This is a genomic window from Rhizobium sp. CSW-27, assembly GCF_018760785.1.
GTDB lineage: Bacteria > Pseudomonadota > Alphaproteobacteria > Rhizobiales > Rhizobiaceae > Neorhizobium.
Genome location: NZ_JAHHZO010000004.1, coordinates 278,828 through 295,504, shown reverse-complemented (window position 1 = coordinate 295,504; position 16,677 = coordinate 278,828). Strand labels below are relative to the sequence as shown.

At 62.8% G+C, this 16,677-nt stretch carries 21 protein-coding genes and 5 tRNA genes; 10 read left to right on the top strand and 16 right to left on the bottom strand.

What is annotated here, in order from left to right:
- Nucleotides 1–9: 9 nt before the first annotated feature.
- The gene (gene sfsA / locus KLP42_RS10495; RefSeq protein WP_215566472.1) at nt 10–726 is read right to left on the bottom strand and encodes a DNA/RNA nuclease SfsA; all 717 of its coding nucleotides are present in this window, start codon (nt 724–726) and stop codon (nt 10–12) included.
- Nucleotides 727–744: 18 nt separating this feature from the next.
- Nucleotides 745–2,586 carry a PHA/PHB synthase family protein gene (locus tag KLP42_RS10490; protein ID WP_215566470.1) on the bottom strand — a complete coding sequence of 614 codons (1,842 nt, stop codon included), beginning with the start codon at nt 2,584–2,586 and terminating at the stop codon, nt 745–747.
- 133 nt (nt 2,587–2,719) lie between these two features.
- Here KLP42_RS10490 and KLP42_RS26905 point away from each other — a divergent pair, with 133 nt between their 5' ends.
- The 5 genes from KLP42_RS26905 (at nt 2,720) to recJ (ending at nt 8,352) form a co-directional block, all read left to right on the top strand.
- Nucleotides 2,720–3,118 carry an SHOCT domain-containing protein gene (locus tag KLP42_RS26905; protein ID WP_252192897.1) on the top strand — a complete coding sequence of 133 codons (399 nt, stop codon included), beginning with the start codon at nt 2,720–2,722 and terminating at the stop codon, nt 3,116–3,118.
- Nucleotides 3,119–3,214: 96 nt separating this feature from the next.
- Nucleotides 3,215–4,438 carry an LL-diaminopimelate aminotransferase gene (locus tag KLP42_RS10480; RefSeq protein ID WP_215566777.1) on the top strand — a complete coding sequence of 408 codons (1,224 nt, stop codon included), beginning with the start codon at nt 3,215–3,217 and terminating at the stop codon, nt 4,436–4,438.
- 57 nt (nt 4,439–4,495) lie between these two features.
- Nucleotides 4,496–5,815, top strand: a complete 1,320-nt coding sequence (locus KLP42_RS10475) for a homoserine dehydrogenase (RefSeq protein WP_215566468.1) — start codon at nt 4,496–4,498, stop codon at nt 5,813–5,815.
- Between the two features lie 107 nt (nt 5,816–5,922).
- Nucleotides 5,923–6,144: a hypothetical protein gene (locus KLP42_RS10470; protein ID WP_215566466.1), complete on the top strand. Its 222-nt coding sequence runs from the start codon at nt 5,923–5,925 to the stop codon at nt 6,142–6,144.
- A 405-nt stretch (nt 6,145–6,549) separates the two neighbouring features.
- The gene (recJ, locus tag KLP42_RS10465) at nt 6,550–8,352 is read left to right on the top strand and encodes a single-stranded-DNA-specific exonuclease RecJ (RefSeq protein ID WP_215566464.1); all 1,803 of its coding nucleotides are present in this window, start codon (nt 6,550–6,552) and stop codon (nt 8,350–8,352) included.
- A gap of 133 nt (nt 8,353–8,485) precedes the next feature.
- Here recJ and KLP42_RS10460 read toward each other — a convergent pair.
- The 5 genes from KLP42_RS10460 to gloA all read right to left on the bottom strand — a co-directional run bounded on the left by KLP42_RS10460 (nt 8,486) and on the right by gloA (nt 10,428).
- Nucleotides 8,486–8,560, bottom strand: a tRNA-Glu gene (locus KLP42_RS10460).
- A 205-nt stretch (nt 8,561–8,765) separates the two neighbouring features.
- A tRNA-Glu gene (locus KLP42_RS10455) sits at nt 8,766–8,840 on the bottom strand.
- A 169-nt stretch (nt 8,841–9,009) separates the two neighbouring features.
- Nucleotides 9,010–9,084: transfer RNA gene (locus KLP42_RS10450), tRNA-Glu, on the bottom strand.
- A gap of 173 nt (nt 9,085–9,257) precedes the next feature.
- Nucleotides 9,258–9,824, bottom strand: coding sequence for a hypothetical protein (locus KLP42_RS10445; RefSeq protein ID WP_215566462.1), 567 nt, complete (start codon nt 9,822–9,824; stop codon nt 9,258–9,260).
- A gap of 163 nt (nt 9,825–9,987) precedes the next feature.
- Nucleotides 9,988–10,428, bottom strand: coding sequence for a lactoylglutathione lyase (gene gloA / locus KLP42_RS10440; protein WP_215566460.1), 441 nt, complete (start codon nt 10,426–10,428; stop codon nt 9,988–9,990).
- A 211-nt stretch (nt 10,429–10,639) separates the two neighbouring features.
- Between gloA and KLP42_RS10435 the strand changes: the two genes are divergently transcribed.
- The 5 genes from KLP42_RS10435 to KLP42_RS10415 all read left to right on the top strand — a co-directional run bounded on the left by KLP42_RS10435 (nt 10,640) and on the right by KLP42_RS10415 (nt 12,444).
- The gene (locus tag KLP42_RS10435) at nt 10,640–11,218 is read left to right on the top strand and encodes a cold-shock protein (RefSeq protein ID WP_215566457.1); all 579 of its coding nucleotides are present in this window, start codon (nt 10,640–10,642) and stop codon (nt 11,216–11,218) included.
- Complete coding sequence (locus tag KLP42_RS10430; RefSeq protein WP_215566455.1) at nt 11,218–11,694, top strand: DUF192 domain-containing protein; 477 nt, start codon at nt 11,218–11,220, stop codon at nt 11,692–11,694. Before KLP42_RS10435 ends, KLP42_RS10430 begins: the two co-directional genes overlap by 1 nt.
- A gap of 146 nt (nt 11,695–11,840) precedes the next feature.
- Nucleotides 11,841–11,917: transfer RNA gene (locus tag KLP42_RS10425), tRNA-Pro, on the top strand.
- A 126-nt stretch (nt 11,918–12,043) separates the two neighbouring features.
- Nucleotides 12,044–12,349: an ETC complex I subunit gene (locus KLP42_RS10420; protein WP_215566453.1), complete on the top strand. Its 306-nt coding sequence runs from the start codon at nt 12,044–12,046 to the stop codon at nt 12,347–12,349.
- A gap of 18 nt (nt 12,350–12,367) precedes the next feature.
- Nucleotides 12,368–12,444 (top strand) — tRNA-Arg (locus tag KLP42_RS10415).
- Nucleotides 12,445–12,505: 61 nt separating this feature from the next.
- Here the strand turns inward: KLP42_RS10415 and KLP42_RS10410 are convergent.
- Genes KLP42_RS10410 through KLP42_RS10370 form a run of 9 tightly spaced genes read right to left on the bottom strand, consistent with a single transcriptional unit; the run spans nt 12,506 to nt 16,580 of the window.
- Entirely contained in the window at nt 12,506–13,543 is a 1,038-nt protein-coding gene (locus KLP42_RS10410) for a site-specific integrase (protein ID WP_353844856.1), read from the bottom strand.
- Nucleotides 13,540–13,716, bottom strand: a complete 177-nt coding sequence (locus KLP42_RS10405; RefSeq protein WP_215566451.1) for a hypothetical protein — start codon at nt 13,714–13,716, stop codon at nt 13,540–13,542. Before KLP42_RS10405 ends, KLP42_RS10410 begins: the two co-directional genes overlap by 4 nt.
- Complete coding sequence (locus KLP42_RS10400; protein ID WP_215566449.1) at nt 13,713–14,051, bottom strand: HNH endonuclease signature motif containing protein; 339 nt, start codon at nt 14,049–14,051, stop codon at nt 13,713–13,715. The genes KLP42_RS10405 and KLP42_RS10400 overlap by 4 nt, the downstream gene beginning before the upstream one ends.
- Complete coding sequence (locus KLP42_RS10395) at nt 14,048–14,326, bottom strand: hypothetical protein (protein WP_215566446.1); 279 nt, start codon at nt 14,324–14,326, stop codon at nt 14,048–14,050. The genes KLP42_RS10400 and KLP42_RS10395 overlap by 4 nt, the downstream gene beginning before the upstream one ends.
- Nucleotides 14,327–14,357: 31 nt before the next feature.
- On the bottom strand, nt 14,358–14,891 hold the full coding sequence (locus KLP42_RS10390) for a hypothetical protein (protein WP_215566444.1): 534 nt from the start codon (nt 14,889–14,891) through the stop codon (nt 14,358–14,360).
- Entirely contained in the window at nt 14,891–16,057 is a 1,167-nt protein-coding gene (locus tag KLP42_RS10385) for a DNA polymerase III subunit beta (protein WP_215566442.1), read from the bottom strand. Before KLP42_RS10385 ends, KLP42_RS10390 begins: the two co-directional genes overlap by 1 nt.
- A 17-nt stretch (nt 16,058–16,074) precedes the next feature.
- A complete protein-coding gene (locus tag KLP42_RS10380; protein ID WP_215566440.1) occupies nt 16,075–16,239 on the bottom strand; it encodes a hypothetical protein in 165 nt (54 codons plus the stop codon).
- On the bottom strand, nt 16,232–16,393 hold the full coding sequence (locus KLP42_RS10375; RefSeq protein WP_215566438.1) for a hypothetical protein: 162 nt from the start codon (nt 16,391–16,393) through the stop codon (nt 16,232–16,234). Before KLP42_RS10375 ends, KLP42_RS10380 begins: the two co-directional genes overlap by 8 nt.
- Nucleotides 16,386–16,580: a hypothetical protein gene (locus KLP42_RS10370; protein ID WP_215566436.1), complete on the bottom strand. Its 195-nt coding sequence runs from the start codon at nt 16,578–16,580 to the stop codon at nt 16,386–16,388. Before KLP42_RS10370 ends, KLP42_RS10375 begins: the two co-directional genes overlap by 8 nt.
- Nucleotides 16,581–16,677 lie beyond the last annotated feature (97 nt).

The window sequence follows — 16,677 nt, the reverse complement described above, 5'->3', positions numbered from 1 at the left end:
AGGTTGTTTTTAACCAGCCGGTCCGTCTTCGTCTATCGGGATTGGCCTATCGGGGCGGATTCCCTGCGGGGAAACGGCGCAGGACACCGCATAGGCCTCCACGCCGCGGGCTCTCGCCCGGCGAAAGGCCGCGTCATAGGCCGGATCCAGTTCCTCGCAGATGCGAAGACGGGCGCAGTCGCCGCGCTGGATCACATAAAGCATCGCCGCCCGGTGTCCGGTCGCCACCATCTCCGCCAGTTCGTCCAGATGCTTTGCGCCACGGCTCGTCACCGAATCGGGAAATTCCGCAAGGCCCGGATGCCGCCTGTAATGGACGTTCTTCACCTCGACATAGGCCGGCGGAAGCATCTCATCCAGCAGCAGCAGGTCGATGCGGGAGTTCTGGCCATAGCGCTGTTCGCGCTTCAGCGTGGTGTAGCCGGCAAGTTCGGGAATCAGTCCGCCGGCAATCGCCTCTTCCGCCAGCCGGTTCGGCAGGCCGGTATTGATGCCGACCAGCGTATCATCCGCCTCGACCATTTCCAGCATGTGGCGATATTTGCGGCTCGGGCTGTCATGTTCGGACAGGAAGATGCGTGAACCGGGTGCCGTCAGGCCGCGCATCGAGCCGGTATTGGGGCAGGAGCCGGTGATGGCCGTGCCATCCTCCAGGATGGCATCGAAGAGGAAGCGCTTGTACCGGCTGACAAGGCGTGCCGGCACCAGCGGCGGATCGAACTGCATGCGGTGGAACCCTCAGCCTCAGCTGCGCACCAGCACATAGGTGCCCGGTGCCTCGCAAAGCGGGGCGGCCCCCTTGGCGCCTGGCTGTCTGGCTGCGACGCGATCGGCGTTGCGGGCCTCGATCCAGGCCTGCCAGTGCGGCCACCAGGAGCCCGGCGTCTCGTGCGCGCCGGCTACCCAGTCCTCCAGCGTGCCGACGGCCGGGCCATTGGTCCAGTACTGGTACTTCTTCTTGTCCGGCGGGTTGACGACGCCGGCAATGTGGCCGGAGCCGCTCAGGACGAAATCCACCTGACCGCCGAAGAAGCGGCAGCCGGCAAACACCGAGCGGGCCGGGGCGATGTGGTCCTCGCGGGCGGCGAGATTGTAGATCGGGATCTTCACGTCCGCGAGGTTCACCTTCTGGCCGAACAGGGTCATTTCCCCCTTGCTCAGCCGGTTCTCCAGATAGCAGTGGCGCAGATAGAAGGCGTGGTTGGCCGGCGTCATGCGGGTGGAATCGGAATTCCAGTAGAGCAGGTCGAAGGCCATGGGTTCGCGGCCCTTGAGGTAGTTGCTGACCACATAGGGCCAGATCAGCTCGGAGGCGCGCAGCATGTTGAAGGCGCTCGCCATCTTGGAGCCGGCCAGATAGCCGGTCGCCTTCATCTGGCTTTCGAGTGCGTCGAGCTGTTCCTCGTCTACGAAGACCTTGAGATCGCCGGCATGCACGAAATCCACCTGGGTGGTGAGGAAGGTGGCGGATTTGACCCGCTTGTCGCCGCGGCTGGCGTGGATGGCAAGCGTTGCTGCAAGCAGCGTGCCGCCAACGCAGTAGCCGATCAGGTTGATGTCCTGTTCGCCGGTTGCCTCCTCGACGGCAGACAGGGCGAAGTCGATGCCTTCCTGGCTGTAGGTCTCCCAGGTCATGTCTGCGTGGCGTTCATCCGGATTGACCCAGGAGATCACGAAGACCGTATGCCCCTGGTCGACGCACCACTTGATGAAGCTCTTTTCGGGGCCAAGATCGAGAATGTAGAACTTGTTGATCCATGGCGGCACGATGAGCAGAGGGCGCTTGAACACGGTTTCCGTTGTCGGCGCATACTGGATGACCTCGCAGACGGCGCTGCGGGCCACCACTTTGCCGGGCGTCAGCGCCAGGTTCTGTCCGACCGCGAATTTCTGGTAATCGGTCTGGCGCAGGCGAAGCTCGCCGCGGCCGGCAGCAATATCCTCCGAGAGCATCTTCATGCCCTGCACCAGATTGGCGCCGTCGGTGGACACGATCTCTCGGTAGACCTCGGGATTGGTGAGGGCGAAATTGGCGGGCGAGATGGCCGCCGTCATCTGCCGCACGTAAAAGGCGGCCTTGTGACGGGTGTGATCGTCGAGACCTTCCGCCTTCTCCACCATCTTTTCCGCCCATTCGGCCGTGACCAGATAGATCTGCCGCAACAGGGCGAAGAAGGGATTCTTGCGCCACTCCTCGTCGGCAAAGCGCTTGTCCTTGCGCAGCGTGTCCGGCTCGCCCGGATCGCCTTCGCCGGACAGGCGGTTCAGCGTGCGCATCCAGATGCCCATATAGGCCTGCAGCAGCAGACCCTGCGCCTCCAGAGTGCGCTGCGGCTCCGACATCCAGTATTCGATGACCTTTGAGAGCGTCTTGATCATGTCTGCGACAGGATCGATCGTGTCGACCACTTCGCCGCGTTCGCGCGGTGCCAGCCATTCGCTGGCCGCCTTGCCGAGGTTTTCCGCCGCCTTCGCCAGATTGACCGCCAGCTTCTGCGGGTCCCTGACGATATAGGCTTCCAGTGACTTGGGATCGAAACCCGCGTAGTCGCCACCGGCCGTTCCGGTCTTCTCCCTCGCATCCATGGCGATCCGCTCCCCCCGCTTCTACCCTGCTTGTTCGTTGTTTTGGTTTTTACATTGTGCCCGAAACCGAATACAAGTGCCAGCAAGACAGGCCCGATATGGGTCATTTTTGAAGCAGAATAGGGTTGCATCAATGGTAGGACTGGCGCCGGGCCTCAAGCGTTTGCCGGGGATCATCGCGATCATGGCGGTGCCGCTCCTTCTGGCCGGCTGCAAGACCTTCGCCCTTGACGACGGCGTTTCGAACGCCGCACCGAAGGCCGTGGTGGTGGGGCCGCAGGATGCACCGGCGCCGGTGGCGCTGACCAAGAAGGACACGGGAACCTATCCGACCTTCAGTGCGCCGCTGACGGCCGCCAATACGCAGATCGGCGATGCCGAGGCGACAACCTCGGAAACGCAGCTTTCGCGCCTTGCCGCCGCCCGCGCCTCGGGCGCCATGAGCGAGGCGGAGTATCAGCGCCGCATCGCCGAATTGCGCCGTCTGGCCGCCCAGCATGCGACCGATACCGAGAGCCAGATCGCCAATTAGCGCTTGCGTTCGACCGGTTTTGGACGCAAAGCAACGGCGTTGGGAGGCGCAGGTTGTGCATCCCACGGGCCCTGGATTTTCCCCGCGAGGATCATGATGGAAGAGTTTCACAAAGTCCGCAGACTGCCGCCCTATGTTTTCGAACAGGTCAACCGTTTGAAAGCCAGCGCGCGAGCGGCGGGCGCGGACATCATCGATCTCGGCATGGGCAATCCCGACCTTCCGACCAACAAGTTCATCGTGGACAAGCTGGTCGAGACGGTGCAGCGGCCCGATACGCATGGCTATTCCTCATCGAAGGGCATTCCCGGCCTTCGTCGCGCCCAGGCCGCCTATTATGCCCGCCGCTTCGGCGTGAAGCTCAATCCGGACACCCAGGTCGTCGCGACGCTGGGGTCCAAGGAAGGCTTTGCCAACATGGCGCAGGCGATCACGGCGCCCGGCGACGTGGTGCTGTGCCCGAATCCTTCCTATCCGATCCACGCCTTCGGCTTCCTGATGGTCGGCGGTGTCATCCGCTCGATTCCCGTCGAGCCGAACGAAGAGTTCTTCCGGGCACTCGAACGCGCCGTGGCGCACTCGATACCCAAGCCGATCGCGATGATCCTCTGCTACCCGTCGAACCCGACGGCGACGGTGGTGGAACTCGATTTCTACAAGGACGTGGTGGCCTTCGCGAAGAAGCACGGCATCTTCGTGCTGTCGGACCTCGCCTATTCGGAAATCTATTTCGACGGCAAACCGACGCCCTCCATCCTGCAGGTGCCGGGTGCGATGGATGTGGCTGTGGAATTCACCTCCATGTCCAAGACCTTCTCCATGGCCGGCTGGCGCATGGGCTTTGCGGTCGGCAATGACCGGCTGATCTCGGCGCTGACGCGGGTGAAGTCCTATCTCGACTACGGCGCCTTCACGCCGATCCAGGTGGCGGCGACCGCAGCGCTCAACGATCCCGACATCGAGCAGCACATCGACGAGGTCCGCCAGACCTACAAGCGCCGTCGTGACGTGATGGTGGAAAGCTTCGGCCGCGCCGGCTGGGACATTCCGCCGCCGGCCGCCTCGATGTTCGCCTGGGTTCCGATCCCGGAAAAGTTCCGTCCGCTCGGTTCGCTGGAATTTTCCAAGCTGCTGATCGAAAAGGCCGATGTTGCGGTGGCGCCCGGCATCGGGTTTGGCGAGCACGGGGATGATTACGTGCGCATCGCGCTGGTGGAGAACGAGCACCGCATCCGCCAGGCGGCGCGCAACATCAAGCGGTTCCTCGGCACCGCTGACGATACGCTGCACAATGTGATTTCGCTCAACGCACATCGCTAGGATTTTTCATCTCGGGCGGCGTTCTGCCGCCTGCTTTTTCTCGACAGGAATTGACGCATGGCAGACGCCCTCAAAATCGGTATTGCGGGTCTGGGCACCGTTGGCGCATCGCTGGCACGCATTCTCGTTTCGCGTGCCAATGAACTGGCCATCACCTGCGGTCGTCCCATCACCATTGCTGCTGTTTCCGCGCGTGACCGCAGCCGCGATCGCGGCGTCGATCTCTCCGGCGCCGTCTGGTTCGAAACACCCGAGGCGATGGCCGAGACAGCCGATATCGATGTCTTCGTCGAACTGATCGGCGGAGCCGAGGGGCCGGCCGAGCGCGCGGTGCGGATCGCTCTTTCCCGCGGCCTGCATGTGGTGACCGCCAACAAGGCGCTTCTGGCTCGCCATGGCGTGGAACTCGCGCGCACCGCCGAGGAAAAGGGCGTTCTTCTCAATTTCGAGGCGGCGGTTGCCGGCGGCATCCCGGTCATCAAGGCGCTGCGCGAATCGCTGACCGGCAACACGGTCAGCCGCGTCTACGGCATCATGAACGGCACCTGCAATTACATCCTGACCCGGATGGAGAAGGAGGGGCTGACCTTCGAGGCCTGCCTGAAGGAAGCGCAGCGCCTGGGTTATGCCGAGGCCGATCCGACCTTCGACATCGAGGGCAACGATACTGCCCACAAGCTTGCCATCCTGACGACGCTGGCCTTCGGTACCGAAATCGCCGCTGACGAGATCTATCTCGAAGGCATTTCGAACATCTCGATCGAGGATATCCATGCGGCGGCCGAGCTTGGCTATCGCATCAAGCTTCTCGGCGTTGCCCAGCGCACCGAGAGCGGCATCGAGCAGCGCGTGCACCCCACCATGGTGCCGCATGATTCGGTGATCGCCCAGGTGGATGGTGTCACCAACGCCGTGGCAATCGAATCCGATATTCTCGGCGAACTGCTGATGGTCGGCCCTGGTGCCGGCGGCAATGCCACCGCCTCGGCCGTGCTCGGCGATATCGCCGACATTGCCAAGAGTCGCCCCGGCGCGCAGCGCGTGCCGGTTCTCGGCACGCCGGCCGAAAATCTCGCGCCCTATCGCAAGGCGCAGATGCAGAGCCACGAGGGGGGCTATTTCATCCGCCTGACCGTGCTGGACCGGGCAGGCGTCTTCGCCAGTGTCGCAACGCAGATGGCGCAGAACGGCATCTCGCTGGAATCCATCGTGCAGCGCGCCAATGGCGGCGCGCCGACCGATGCCAAGACGATCATTCTCGTGACCCACGCCACCTCGGAGGATTCCGTGCGCAGGGCGGTCGCCGGCATCAAATCCGGCAGCTACCTTGCCGGCGAGCCGCAGGTCATCCGCATCGAGCGGCCGAAGGCGCTTTGAGCGGGCAAAGAGCGGCTTGCGTGCCTCACGCGGCCTGCAAGCTGGTCACAGGCTGATTTTGGGCGTAGACTTGCCTTCGTACTCATGAGCGAAGGGAGGCGCCTGTGATGTCCATCATTCCATTTCCGTCGAGAGCGACAGGAGACACCGAGCTGAAGGCCGATCCGGAGGATCGCCTCCTGGTGGCCCGGCCCCAGGCAGGAGGCGTCGTCGCGGGCGTCGAAGACGATGAGGCCGATGGTGATCCCGACCGTCACTGGGGTGTCGCCATGGCGCTGGCAAGCTGGCCGCTCTGCCTCGGCGCGTCTGCCGTGCTGGCCGTCATCTGAGCGGAGCAAGATGCCGCCCATCATGGCGGCAGATCCGCAATGGTACTTCAGACGTGCTTCGTAAGCCCGGAGCATTTCCGGGCTTGCGAAGCATTGTGCCGGAGCAGGTCTTCGGCAGGGCAGGGGCGAGTGGCGCTCGGCATGCCCAGAGGCCGGGTCCGGGTCGGTTGCCTCTGATTCTGGCGGATAGCCCGACCCGATCGGATTGGCTGAAAAGGGCCGCCTGGTCGTCCGTCCGGCGTGATGATTCGCCGCCTGATCGGGGAGCGGGGTTGCGACACGCGCCCGCCGAATGGCTTCCTTCACCGGTCGGGCCAACTGAATGCTTCAATCTGGCCCGGAAACGCTCTAGAAGGCGGTGCATGACTGTCCATGCACGACCGCAGCGTCCGAAAGCCCATCGCCATGTCCGAACCGGTTGATCCCGTCTCCCGCGCCTTTCTCGGCGTGGAACGTTCCGTCAGCGGTCAGCGCTGGGTGTCGCGGCTCGATCAGGCCGGACAGAACCGTGCGCTCGCAATGGCGCAGGTGCATGGCATTCCCGAACTGATCGCCCGCGTGCTGGCCGGTCGCGGTGTGACGCTGGACGAGGCGCCGGGCTTTCTCGATCCGACGATCCGCAGCCTGATGCCGGAGCCCTATTCGCTGATCGATTGCGAGAAGGCCGCCACGCGGCTGGCAGATTCCGTGGCCCGGCGGGAAAAGGTGGCCATCTTCGGCGATTACGACGTCGACGGTGCGGCATCCTCGGCTCTGCTGTCGCGCTTCCTGCACCATTTCGGTGTCGAGGCGCAGATCTACATTCCCGACCGCATCTTCGAAGGCTACGGCCCGAATGCCGCGGCGCTGCGTCAGCTGATTGCCGGCGGCGCGCAGCTGATCGTTACCGTCGATTGCGGTTCGACCAGCCATGAGGCGCTGGCCGCTGCGGCCGAGGAGCGCTGCGACGTGGTGGTCATCGACCATCACCAGATGGGGCACGAGCTGCCGCCCTGCCAGGCACTCGTCAACCCGAACCGGCACGACGATCTGTCGGGGCAGGGACATCTCTGTGCGGCGGGTGTCGTCTTCATCGTGCTTGTCGCCACGGCCCGCCTGCTGCGCGAGCGGGGCGACGACCGGGCAAAGGCGCTCGATCTGCTGGGACTGCTGGATCTGGTGGCGCTTGCCACGGTCTGCGATGTGGTGCCGCTGAAGGGGCTGAACCGTGCCTATGTGGTGAAGGGCCTGCTGACGGCACGCCACATGGGCAATGCCGGGCTTGCCGCCCTGTTTCGCAAGGCCGGCCTTGCCGGCCCGGTGACGCCCTATCACCTGGGCTTCCTGGTCGGTCCCCGCATCAATGCGGGCGGGCGAATCGGGGATGCCGCGCTCGGCAGCCGGTTGCTGACCATGGATGATCCGGCGGTGGCCGATTCGATAGCCGCGCAGCTCGACGACCTGAATCGCGAGCGGCAGGCCATGGAAGCCGCCATGCTTCTGGAGGCGGAAGCCGAGGTGATTGCCGAATACGGCACCGGCGAAAATGCGGCGGTGATCGTCACTGCCCGAGAGAACTGGCATCCGGGGATTGTCGGCCTGCTCGCGGCGCGGCTGAAGGAAAAGTTCAAGCGGCCGGCCTTTGCCATCGCTTTCGATTCCTCGGGACGCGGCACCGGGTCGGGGCGGTCGATTCCCGGCTTCGACATGGGGCGCATGGTGCGCGCCGCCGTCGATGAAGGCCTGCTGCTCAAGGGCGGCGGACACGCCATGGCGGCAGGCCTCACCGTGGAACGCTCCAAGCTCGGGCTGCTGCGCGCCCATTTTGAGGCGGTGGCCCAGAAGACCGTGCCGGATCTTGTTGCCAATCACATGCTGAAGATCGACGGTGCGCTGGCGGCCTCCGGTGCGACGCTCGCCCTGATCGACCAGATGGAGCAGGCAGGGCCCTATGGCTCGGGCCACAGCCAGCCTGTCTTTGCCCTGCCTGCGCATCGAATCACCGATTCGCGACTGATCGGCACTGCGCATGTGAAGGTTGTACTGCAAGGGATGGACGGCAGCCGGCTGGATGCCATTGCATTCCGTGCCGCCGACACGCCGCTCGGCCAGTTGCTCCTGTCGTCGCGCGGCGCCGCGCTGCATCTCGCCGGCTCGCTGGGCGCCGATCACTGGCAGGGCAGCCGACGCATCCAGCTGCGCATTCTGGACGCAGCCAGGGCCGTCTGAAACCGCCGGGCCGAAGGAACATGGCCGTCAGAAGATCCAGTCTCGGAGTGTCCAGCGGGTAGATACGAAGGCACGCAACGGGCTTTTCAGCCGAGATCAGCGTCCTTGCCGTCAATGTCCTGGAAGAGTGAAGTGGCACGCCCTAGGGGAGTCGAACCCCTCTTCCCAGAATGAAAATCTGGTGTCCTAACCGATAGACGAAGGGCGCGTGCGCTTCGTTGTGTGGCGCCCTTATAGGCGGGAGCCGATTGTCATGCAAGCGTCAAATTCGCATCCGGGGCGTGGAAACTGTAAAAAAATCGTGGTCGACGGCGATCTGTGGAAAACCAGAAAACTGTTCAGAAACAAGCGTCTGTGCCGGCTCGTTCATAAGCGACGTTAAGTTCATCTAAGAGGGAGGATGAATGTGGAAGTGGCACGCCCTAGGGGAGTCGAACCCCTCTTCCCAGAATGAAAATCTGGTGTCCTAACCGATAGACGAAGGGCGCGTGCGCTTCGTTGTGGCGCCCTTATAAGCGGAGTTTTTTCGCATGCAAGCGAAAAATTGCGTCAAACGACATCTTTTTCAGGGCTGTGGATTGAGCGCCGGCGCGACAGCACAGGACGCGCGATGTCCGTATCTGAGCAAGCCTGCAGGGAGGGAGAAAAAGATGGAAGTGGCACGCCCTAGGGGAGTCGAACCCCTCTTCCCAGAATGAAAATCTGGTGTCCTAACCGATAGACGAAGGGCGCGTGCGCTTCGTTGTGTGGCGCCCTTATAGGCGGCGGATTTGGCGGAGGCAAGCGTCATTTTGCAAAAATGACACAAAATTTGGAGGCGCCGGCCTGCTGCCTGTGGACAAGGAAAAGCTGCGCCTTATCAAAAGATTAACCGGCGGCGTTGACTCAATCTGGCAGCCGGCGGATCACCACAGTCCATCGCCGCTGCCCGTTGCGGATTGGGCAGCCGGCACTGCCTGGGCGCTGAAGACGCTGCCGGCCATGGGATTGATGCGGCCGACGGGAAGGACCGGCTGGGCCATGCCGGCGGTGGGTCCGGTCGCAGCAACAGGCGGTTCCGCGACCGAGTAGAGGCTGCTGCTGCCTGCCCGCACCGCCGTCGGCTGGTTGACCAGGGCGGCGAGATCGGTGGTCGCCTGGGGTGCCGTTTCCGCCGGCGGTATCGCGGCCTGCGTTTCGGCCGGCTCCGGCGGTCGGTAGGCGCGGCTTCGACGGCGCGGCGTGCCATCGGCAGAGATCACCATCGGATCGACATAGGCTGTGGCGGCTGTCTGAGCGGCAGCGCCGCTGGCGGTTGCCGTCTTCCTTTCCGGCGCGCTCGGCGCAGTCGCAGGATCCGGCTTGGCCGAAGCACTGACTGCCGGCCTGGCCTTTGCCAGCAGATTGACGCAGCCGGACAGGCCAAGGCCGAGGCTCATCAGGGTGAGCACGGTGCAGGACAGCCGGAGGGCTTTGAGGCTTGGGTATCGCATGCGGCATGGTCTCGGTGGATCGTCTGTGGGACCGAAAATGCCTGGGTAAGCCTGCGTCAGGCTTATGGCGGGTGGCCGGGCGGGCATGCCGCGCAAACACAAAGACGCCGGCGCGGGTGAGGCGCCGGCGTCTTCTGGCCAGACTGGCTGAAGGCCTGCGGGATTACCAGCTGCCGGTGTTCGGCATCGAGGCCCAGGGTTCGGCCGGCTCCAGTGCCGGGCCTTTCTGCAGCAGCTCGATGGAAATGCCGTCCGGCGAACGGACGAAAGCCATGTTGCCATCGCGCGGCGGACGGTTGATGGTGACGCCGAGATCCATCAGCCGCTGGCAGGTGTCATAGATATTGTCCACCTCATAGGCGAGATGGCCGAAATTGCGGCCGCCGGTATAGTCTTCCGGATCCCAGTTGTAGGTCAGCTCGAGAAGCGGCGCGCGCAGGGTTTCGCCGGCCTCCGCATCCTCGTCGGCGGCGAGGAAGATCAGCGTGAAGCGACCCTTGTCGTTTTCGATGCGGCGGACTTCCTTCAGTCCGAAAATGCGGGTGTAGAAATCAAGCGAGGCATCGAGGTCCTTGACCCGGACCATGGTGTGCAGATAGCGCATGGATGGCTTTCCTCCTGATCGTGCGCTCCCGGTAATGCCGGGCGCTGCTGGGATATGCAGCACTGGTCAGCCTCAGGCAAGGCGTTTACCCTATAAAGAAAGGGATAACACGTGAGCAGGGTCTTGCGCTGGACGAACGGCGCAATGTTAACATATCCTCTAAGAATCAGTTAACCGATCGACCGTGACGCGTAATCCAGGGGCTGACAGTATGGCGGACAGAATGTCATCGAAGGACGTTGCGAGTTTCGAGGAACTCGGCGGCGAGCCGGTAGAACTGATCGAGATCACCGGCGTGGTGAAGTGGTTCGACGTTGCCAAGGGGTTCGGTTTCATCGTGCCGGACAACGGCATGCAGGACGTGCTTCTGCATGTGACCTGCCTGCGCAGGGACGGCTACCAGACGATTCTCGAGGGCACTCGCATTGTTGCGCTGATCCAGCGTCGCGACCGCGGCTATCAGGCCTTCCGCATCCTTTCCATGGACCAGTCGACGGCGGTGCATCCTTCGCAGATGCCGCCGGTGCGCACCCATGTTCAGGTGACGCCGACCAGTGGGCTGGAGCGGGCGCTGGTGAAGTGGTTCAATCGCACCAAGGGCTTCGGCTTCCTGACGCGCGGCGAGGGAACCGAGGACATCTTCATTCACATGGAGACCCTGCGGCGCTTCGGCCTGACGGAACTGCGGCCGGGCCAGGTCGTGCTGGTACGCTTCGGTTATGGCGACAAAGGCCTTATGGCTGCCGAAATTCACCCCGATGGTCCGAGCGTTCTGCCAAGGGCTCATTGATGCGTATTGTTGCGAAGACTCTTGTTGCGAGCGCCATGATGGCGCTCTTTGCGTTTCTGGCCACTGTCGCCGCAGCCCAGGTGCGGTTCGACAGCGAGCCGCTGTCGATTCTGACCTTTTCCGGCGGACGACAGGATTTCACCGTGGAACTGGCGCTGGATGCCGAGCAGCGTCAGCAGGGGCTGATGTATCGCACCGAAATGGCCGAGGATCACGGCATGCTGTTCGATTTCGGTGACTCTCGTGCGGTGGCGATGTGGATGCGCAACACGCTCATTCCGCTCGACATGCTGTTCATCGACGCCAGGGGGCGCATCGTGAATATCCATCAGGGTGCCGTGCCCCTGTCGGAGACGATCATTCCCTCCGGTGGTCCGGTCAAATATGTGCTGGAACTGAAGGGCGGGGTCGTGGCAAAGCGCGGCATCGCGATCGGCGATCTGGTGGACAGCGCGCAGATCGCCCGGGGAAATTGAGGCATGCGGATTCCGCCCCGATTCGTTGTGGCGTTCGAGGGGGCGGAAACGCCGGTGCCAGCCTTTCCAGGGACTTGCCGGAACGGGCACGATTTTGCAGTTGCGGCCAAAACGGGAACCGTGTATCTGCCTTGTCATCGTTGGTACGGAGTGTAGCGCAGTCTGGTAGCGCATCTGGTTTGGGACCAGAGGGTCGGGAGTTCGAATCTCTCCACTCCGACCATCGCTGCCGAAAGCGACCGATCCACCTTCGGCAGGTTTGCAGCTGCCTTGCGGCATGTGCGGCCTCGCACGGGTGATACAAGACTTTCGGCGCGTGAAATTTGCGCCTAAGGGAGCGTTGAGACGTATGACGGCCAAGATTTTCCGCCCCGCAAAGACCGCGATGCAGTCTGGCAAGGCCAAGACCCATCTCTGGGTTCTGGAGTTCGACCAGGAAGAGCCGCGTCGCATCGATCCCATCCTGGGTTATACCTCCTCGAGCGACATGAAGCAGCAGGTTCGCCTTACCTTCGAATCGCTCGAACAGGCCAAGGCCTATGCGGAGCGCAACGGCATCGAATATCGCGTGATCATGCCGAAGGAAGCTGCACGACAGACGGTGTCCTACAGCGACAATTTCCGCTTCAACCGCCTTCAGCCCTGGACGCACTGATCCGGGCTTTACCATTTTGGCCCCTTAGCTCAACTGGATAGAGCAACTGCCTTCTAAGCAGTAGGTCGCAGGTTCGAGTCCTGCAGGGGTCGCCAAATCATACCTTAATGAATTGATTTTGCTTAAGGTGCGACCGACCGGGGAACAGGGTACGACTTAAAGTCTGTTCGACAGACGTTCTGCCGCACCTCTCGCAAGGCGCTTTTTGTCGGCTTCGCGCGTGTACAGTTCGGCCATCGCAAGCCGGCTCCAGCCGAACATTGCCATCAGTTCATGCGCCGTCGCGCCTTCGTCGGCAGCGATCGTTGCGCCTGCCTTTCTGAGGCCGTGCGCCCGGCAGTGGTCGGGAAGTCCCGCCGCCTTGCACTGCTTGGCAAACCAGTTGCCGAAGCTGGCGGCGGACGCGAAGGGCTTGCCGCGCTCGGTCGTCAGGAAAGCGAGATCTCCTGTCGCCGTCAGGTCTATCGATTCCTGCAGCGTTCGAAATACCGTCAGATGAACCCATTGGCCGGTCTTCTGGGTGCGCAACGATATGACGCTGTCGCGCATATGCTGCCGCCCGACCACGACGGCGTCGCTTCTACGAAGCCCGAGGAACAGGAGGATGTCGATAGCGAGGCGAGCTCGCGTGCCGACAGGATGGTGGGCGCGATAGCGCTCCACCTCGTCCACCGTCCAGGCGTGAAATCCTTCCGAGCGGACTTTTACCTTTGAAATGCCGGCTGCGGGGCTGACTTCGTAGAAGCCAGCCTCCGTTGCCCAGCGGAACAGGTGACTCATAGTCTTGAGATAGTTATTGGCAGCATTGGGCTTGCCCGCGCGCCGATCCAGGCCAGCCTTGATCTTGGCCCTGTTCAGGTCACCGTATGGTCCGTTGGCATTGCGCGGATCGTCCAGGATCTGCTTCAGGATGTTGTCGCGCTGGCGCCGTGTGGATGGCTGCAGTTCCGCAAATGCGGCGCTGCGCTTATACTGGTCCACCAGCCACTGGAATGTTCCGGTCTTCGGTTTTCTCGGGTCCGGCTGAACGGCATTGCCGGACAGTGCTTTCTCATAGGCCGCGTTGAACGCGTCGGAACCATAGGGCTCCGGCAGGCGCACGCGCTTGCCGCCTCTCTTGAAGTACCAAACGTATTTTCCGTGCCTAGTCTTCTCACGGGACAGGTAGGGTTTGCGCGGCATGTCGTCCTTCACAGGTGGAAATCCTCGTAAGGCTCGACCTTGTTCTCTTTCTGTGCAACCGAAATCTCCGGAGAAATGCCGATCCGTCGTCCGTCTATCTCAATCCAGACGGTTACGTTCTTCGTTTTTGCAACATCGGCCATGCGCCTGAGATCCGCGGCCTTCACCAGTGCAGATTTCGTCATGGCGAAACCTCCTCACATTTCATTCGCTTTGCCTGCTCGCGGCGGATCGCATTGCGCTTGCGGGTGACGAGCTCCAGATGGTCGGGGTGGGGGCGTACGCACAACCGGTTGCGGCAGACGTGGTCAATCTCCTTCTTCCCCGGAATGTAACCGTGTTCGTTGGTCCACATCACCAGGTGCACCGCGACAGTCTGGCCGCCGAGTGCCATGCGCGGGTAGCCGGCGCCTCTTCCTTCCGTGCCTGATGTTGGTCCGGTCCAGACCCAGCAGCCGGTCGTCTCGTCGATCGAGACGCGCGCCATGATGCGGGCCCGGATCTCGTCGCGCCTGCTCATTTCGGCGTCCTCGGCCATACGGGTCCGAAATCGACGACCACGCTGCGGACAGCTTCTTCCGAGCCGACAAAGACGGGCGGCTGTTCGCCGCTCATCAAAACGGAGAGGTAGACGCGGCCCGTGCGGTTGACCTCCGCAAGCTCCTCCGGAGAAAGCTGCCAGCAGGACACACAGGTATGGATGTTGCGGAAAATGAACATGTCCTGCACATTTTCGGCGCCCTCAGGTGCGTGCATGATGGCATTCGCGCCCTCGAAATATTGCGGACTTCCCATCAACTCTTCTCCTGATCCTGCCTGGTATCCATCACTGCGCCCTCCACGCTTCGAAATCGGCCCGCATGTCGCGCCAGCGCCCGGCCGCGTCCGGGCTTTTATTGAGCTCGGATCGGGACGCGATGGCGAGCGCCTCGCGCACGCAGGTTTTCACGCTGTCCGCATCCTCCGCCTGCAGTCCGTGGCGCTCGACGAGGTAGCGGATGAAAATCGGCTCCTGGCACTTCATGGCGCATTCGGCGGCGTAATCAGCCGGCTTCGCGGCGGCGTCAGTTCTCGGAGGGGCGGGCGGCTGCGTGGCGAGCTCGCGGATGCGCTGGAATGCCTGCCCCAGCAGACCCAGCAGGAAGCCTACGTCATCATGGGCGCTCAGCAAGAAATCGCGGTCCTGATAGCTGCAGTCTTCCGTCAGGACGGCAATGACAACAGGCTCAGTACCCGGTGCGAGCCGGACGGAAATGCGTTCAGCACGACGCGGCATGGCGACCAGAGCCCAGTCGGTGCTGGCGTCCATATGCCGTGCGCGGATGCGGGAAAGACGCGCCTGGTCCGCCCTTGATGCCATCAGGCCGCCTCCGACCCTGCGGACATTGCCCAACGCACCACCATCGGGCCGAGCGCCATCATGGTGAGCGGATCGGATGGCGCTCGCAAAATGGCCGGTGCCTTGGCTGGTCCGATGATGAACTCAATGTCATCGCCGTTGATCTTTTCCAGCGCGGCGCGAAGATTGGCTCCATTGAACCCCTGTCGGATGGAGCCGTCTGCTTCCGCTTCCGCCTCATCCTGCGCCTCGTCGCCGCTGGTGTGCTGGAGATAGAGCGACACGGCGCGCGGTGTGACATCGATCGAAAGGCCATTGGACTTGTCGGCGTTGAGCGTCAGGACGCGCGTGACGGAGGCGGCGAGTGCGGCCGCGCTGATGCGGACGGTCACGCCCTCCGCGCTCGGCTCGATCACGCGATAGGGCAGGAACTGGCCTTCGCAAAGCTTGGTGATCAGCTGCGCATTGCCGGCGCAAACGCGCAAGCGCTCCTCACTGATATCAAGCTCGACATCCTCGCTGCGCTCCAGAATCTGGCAGATCGGCTTGATCGCCTCGTTCGGAACGGTGATCGACGGCACGCCGTCAAGTTCCTGGTCGAATTCGTTCGGGGGGATCATGCGAAGGGCCAGCTTCCCGCCATTCGAGGCGACCACGGCAAGGCCGTCCTCGCGCGGATCGAGGTGCACGCCACAATAGGCAAAACGCTGCGGGTTGGTTTCCGCCGCCCATTCGACGGTCTTCAAGGCGCGCAAAAGGGTTGGCGCATTGAGCGACAGTTGCACTGCATCTTGCGGTGTCAGCATGCTGGGGAAATCTCGCCCCGGCAACACCTGCAGGCGCGTCCGATACTTTCCGGCGCGAAGCTCGACGCCTTCCAACCGACCCATGCTCTTGCGGGGGCTGACCACAAAAGGAAGATCCGGGCCATTGCGCACCACATCGATCAGCGCGCGGCCGGGGCAGGCCAGCGGCTCGAACCGCTCGCCGATCTCTGCGGCAAATACTGCCGAGATTTCCTGGCCGAGATTGCTGGCCGTCAGCTGCGCCCTGCCGTCCTGGGTTCGGCTGATCAGGATATGGGTGAGGATCGGGATCTTGGACCCATGGTCCACCACATCCTTGACGACGGACAGGGCGGCCGCCAGCGCGGACTTCTCGGCAGTGAACAGGGTGTCGTCAGCCATGGCAGGCCTCAGCGACATCATCGCGGCATCTGTCTGCCAGCCGCATTTCCGATACGGGGGGGGCGCAGATCAAAGCTATCGCCAAAGATATCGTAGAGGCGTTGCAGCAGTTCGCCGCGGCTTTCGCCATCGGCAACCGCACGATACAGCTGCTGAACGTCTTCACGGGATACGTCAAGCATGATGGATCTCCCAAGGGCCGGAGTTTTCAGGACCGTCATCGCGCTCGTCGTAGCGGATGCGGTTATAGGCAATGACGACCAGCAGGCAGGACAATGCCCATACAGCGCCGACGCACAGCAGCCAGATAAGCAGGGTGAGCGCCGCATCAGACATAATGGCGATCTCCCCGCGTCTCGCGCAGCAGGCGCGCCAGTTGCTCGGCGTGGAATGCCTCGCGGCGTGCTTCATCTTCCAGCCGGCGTCGCTCATGGGGTGACAGCCCTGCGATCTGCCAATGCACCAAGATGCAGAGGCAAACGAGGGTGATCATCCACGGAATGAAAGGCAGAAGCGTCTCCATGGTCACGCCACCTTCATTGCCAGCAGAGCAAGAATTGCTGCGACTATGAGCAGGAACCGGCCGATGCAGACGGCCAAGAAGACCGCAGGTGATGCGG

Bases quoted from the DNA above. Each gene is read 5' to 3' on its own strand.
- sfsA (WP_215566472.1), bottom strand. From the start codon at position 726: ATGCAGTTCGATCCGCCGCTGGTGCCGGCACGCCTTGTCAGCCGGTAC.
- KLP42_RS10490 (WP_215566470.1), bottom strand. From the start codon at position 2,586: ATGGATGCGAGGGAGAAGACCGGAACGGCCGGTGGCGACTACGCGGGT.
- KLP42_RS26905 (WP_252192897.1), top strand. From the start codon at position 2,720: ATGGTAGGACTGGCGCCGGGCCTCAAGCGTTTGCCGGGGATCATCGCG.
- KLP42_RS10480 (WP_215566777.1), top strand. From the start codon at position 3,215: ATGGAAGAGTTTCACAAAGTCCGCAGACTGCCGCCCTATGTTTTCGAA.
- KLP42_RS10475 (WP_215566468.1), top strand. From the start codon at position 4,496: ATGGCAGACGCCCTCAAAATCGGTATTGCGGGTCTGGGCACCGTTGGC.
- KLP42_RS10470 (WP_215566466.1), top strand. From the start codon at position 5,923: ATGTCCATCATTCCATTTCCGTCGAGAGCGACAGGAGACACCGAGCTG.
- recJ (WP_215566464.1), top strand. From the start codon at position 6,550: ATGTCCGAACCGGTTGATCCCGTCTCCCGCGCCTTTCTCGGCGTGGAA.
- KLP42_RS10445 (WP_215566462.1), bottom strand. From the start codon at position 9,824: ATGCGATACCCAAGCCTCAAAGCCCTCCGGCTGTCCTGCACCGTGCTC.
- gloA (WP_215566460.1), bottom strand. From the start codon at position 10,428: ATGCGCTATCTGCACACCATGGTCCGGGTCAAGGACCTCGATGCCTCG.
- KLP42_RS10435 (WP_215566457.1), top strand. From the start codon at position 10,640: ATGGCGGACAGAATGTCATCGAAGGACGTTGCGAGTTTCGAGGAACTC.
- KLP42_RS10430 (WP_215566455.1), top strand. From the start codon at position 11,218: ATGCGTATTGTTGCGAAGACTCTTGTTGCGAGCGCCATGATGGCGCTC.
- KLP42_RS10420 (WP_215566453.1), top strand. From the start codon at position 12,044: ATGACGGCCAAGATTTTCCGCCCCGCAAAGACCGCGATGCAGTCTGGC.
- KLP42_RS10405 (WP_215566451.1), bottom strand. From the start codon at position 13,716: ATGACGAAATCTGCACTGGTGAAGGCCGCGGATCTCAGGCGCATGGCC.
- KLP42_RS10400 (WP_215566449.1), bottom strand. From the start codon at position 14,051: ATGAGCAGGCGCGACGAGATCCGGGCCCGCATCATGGCGCGCGTCTCG.
- KLP42_RS10395 (WP_215566446.1), bottom strand. From the start codon at position 14,326: ATGGGAAGTCCGCAATATTTCGAGGGCGCGAATGCCATCATGCACGCA.
- KLP42_RS10390 (WP_215566444.1), bottom strand. From the start codon at position 14,891: ATGGCATCAAGGGCGGACCAGGCGCGTCTTTCCCGCATCCGCGCACGG.
- KLP42_RS10385 (WP_215566442.1), bottom strand. From the start codon at position 16,057: ATGGCTGACGACACCCTGTTCACTGCCGAGAAGTCCGCGCTGGCGGCC.
- KLP42_RS10380 (WP_215566440.1), bottom strand. From the start codon at position 16,239: ATGCTTGACGTATCCCGTGAAGACGTTCAGCAGCTGTATCGTGCGGTT.
- KLP42_RS10375 (WP_215566438.1), bottom strand. From the start codon at position 16,393: ATGTCTGATGCGGCGCTCACCCTGCTTATCTGGCTGCTGTGCGTCGGC.
- KLP42_RS10370 (WP_215566436.1), bottom strand. From the start codon at position 16,580: ATGGAGACGCTTCTGCCTTTCATTCCGTGGATGATCACCCTCGTTTGC.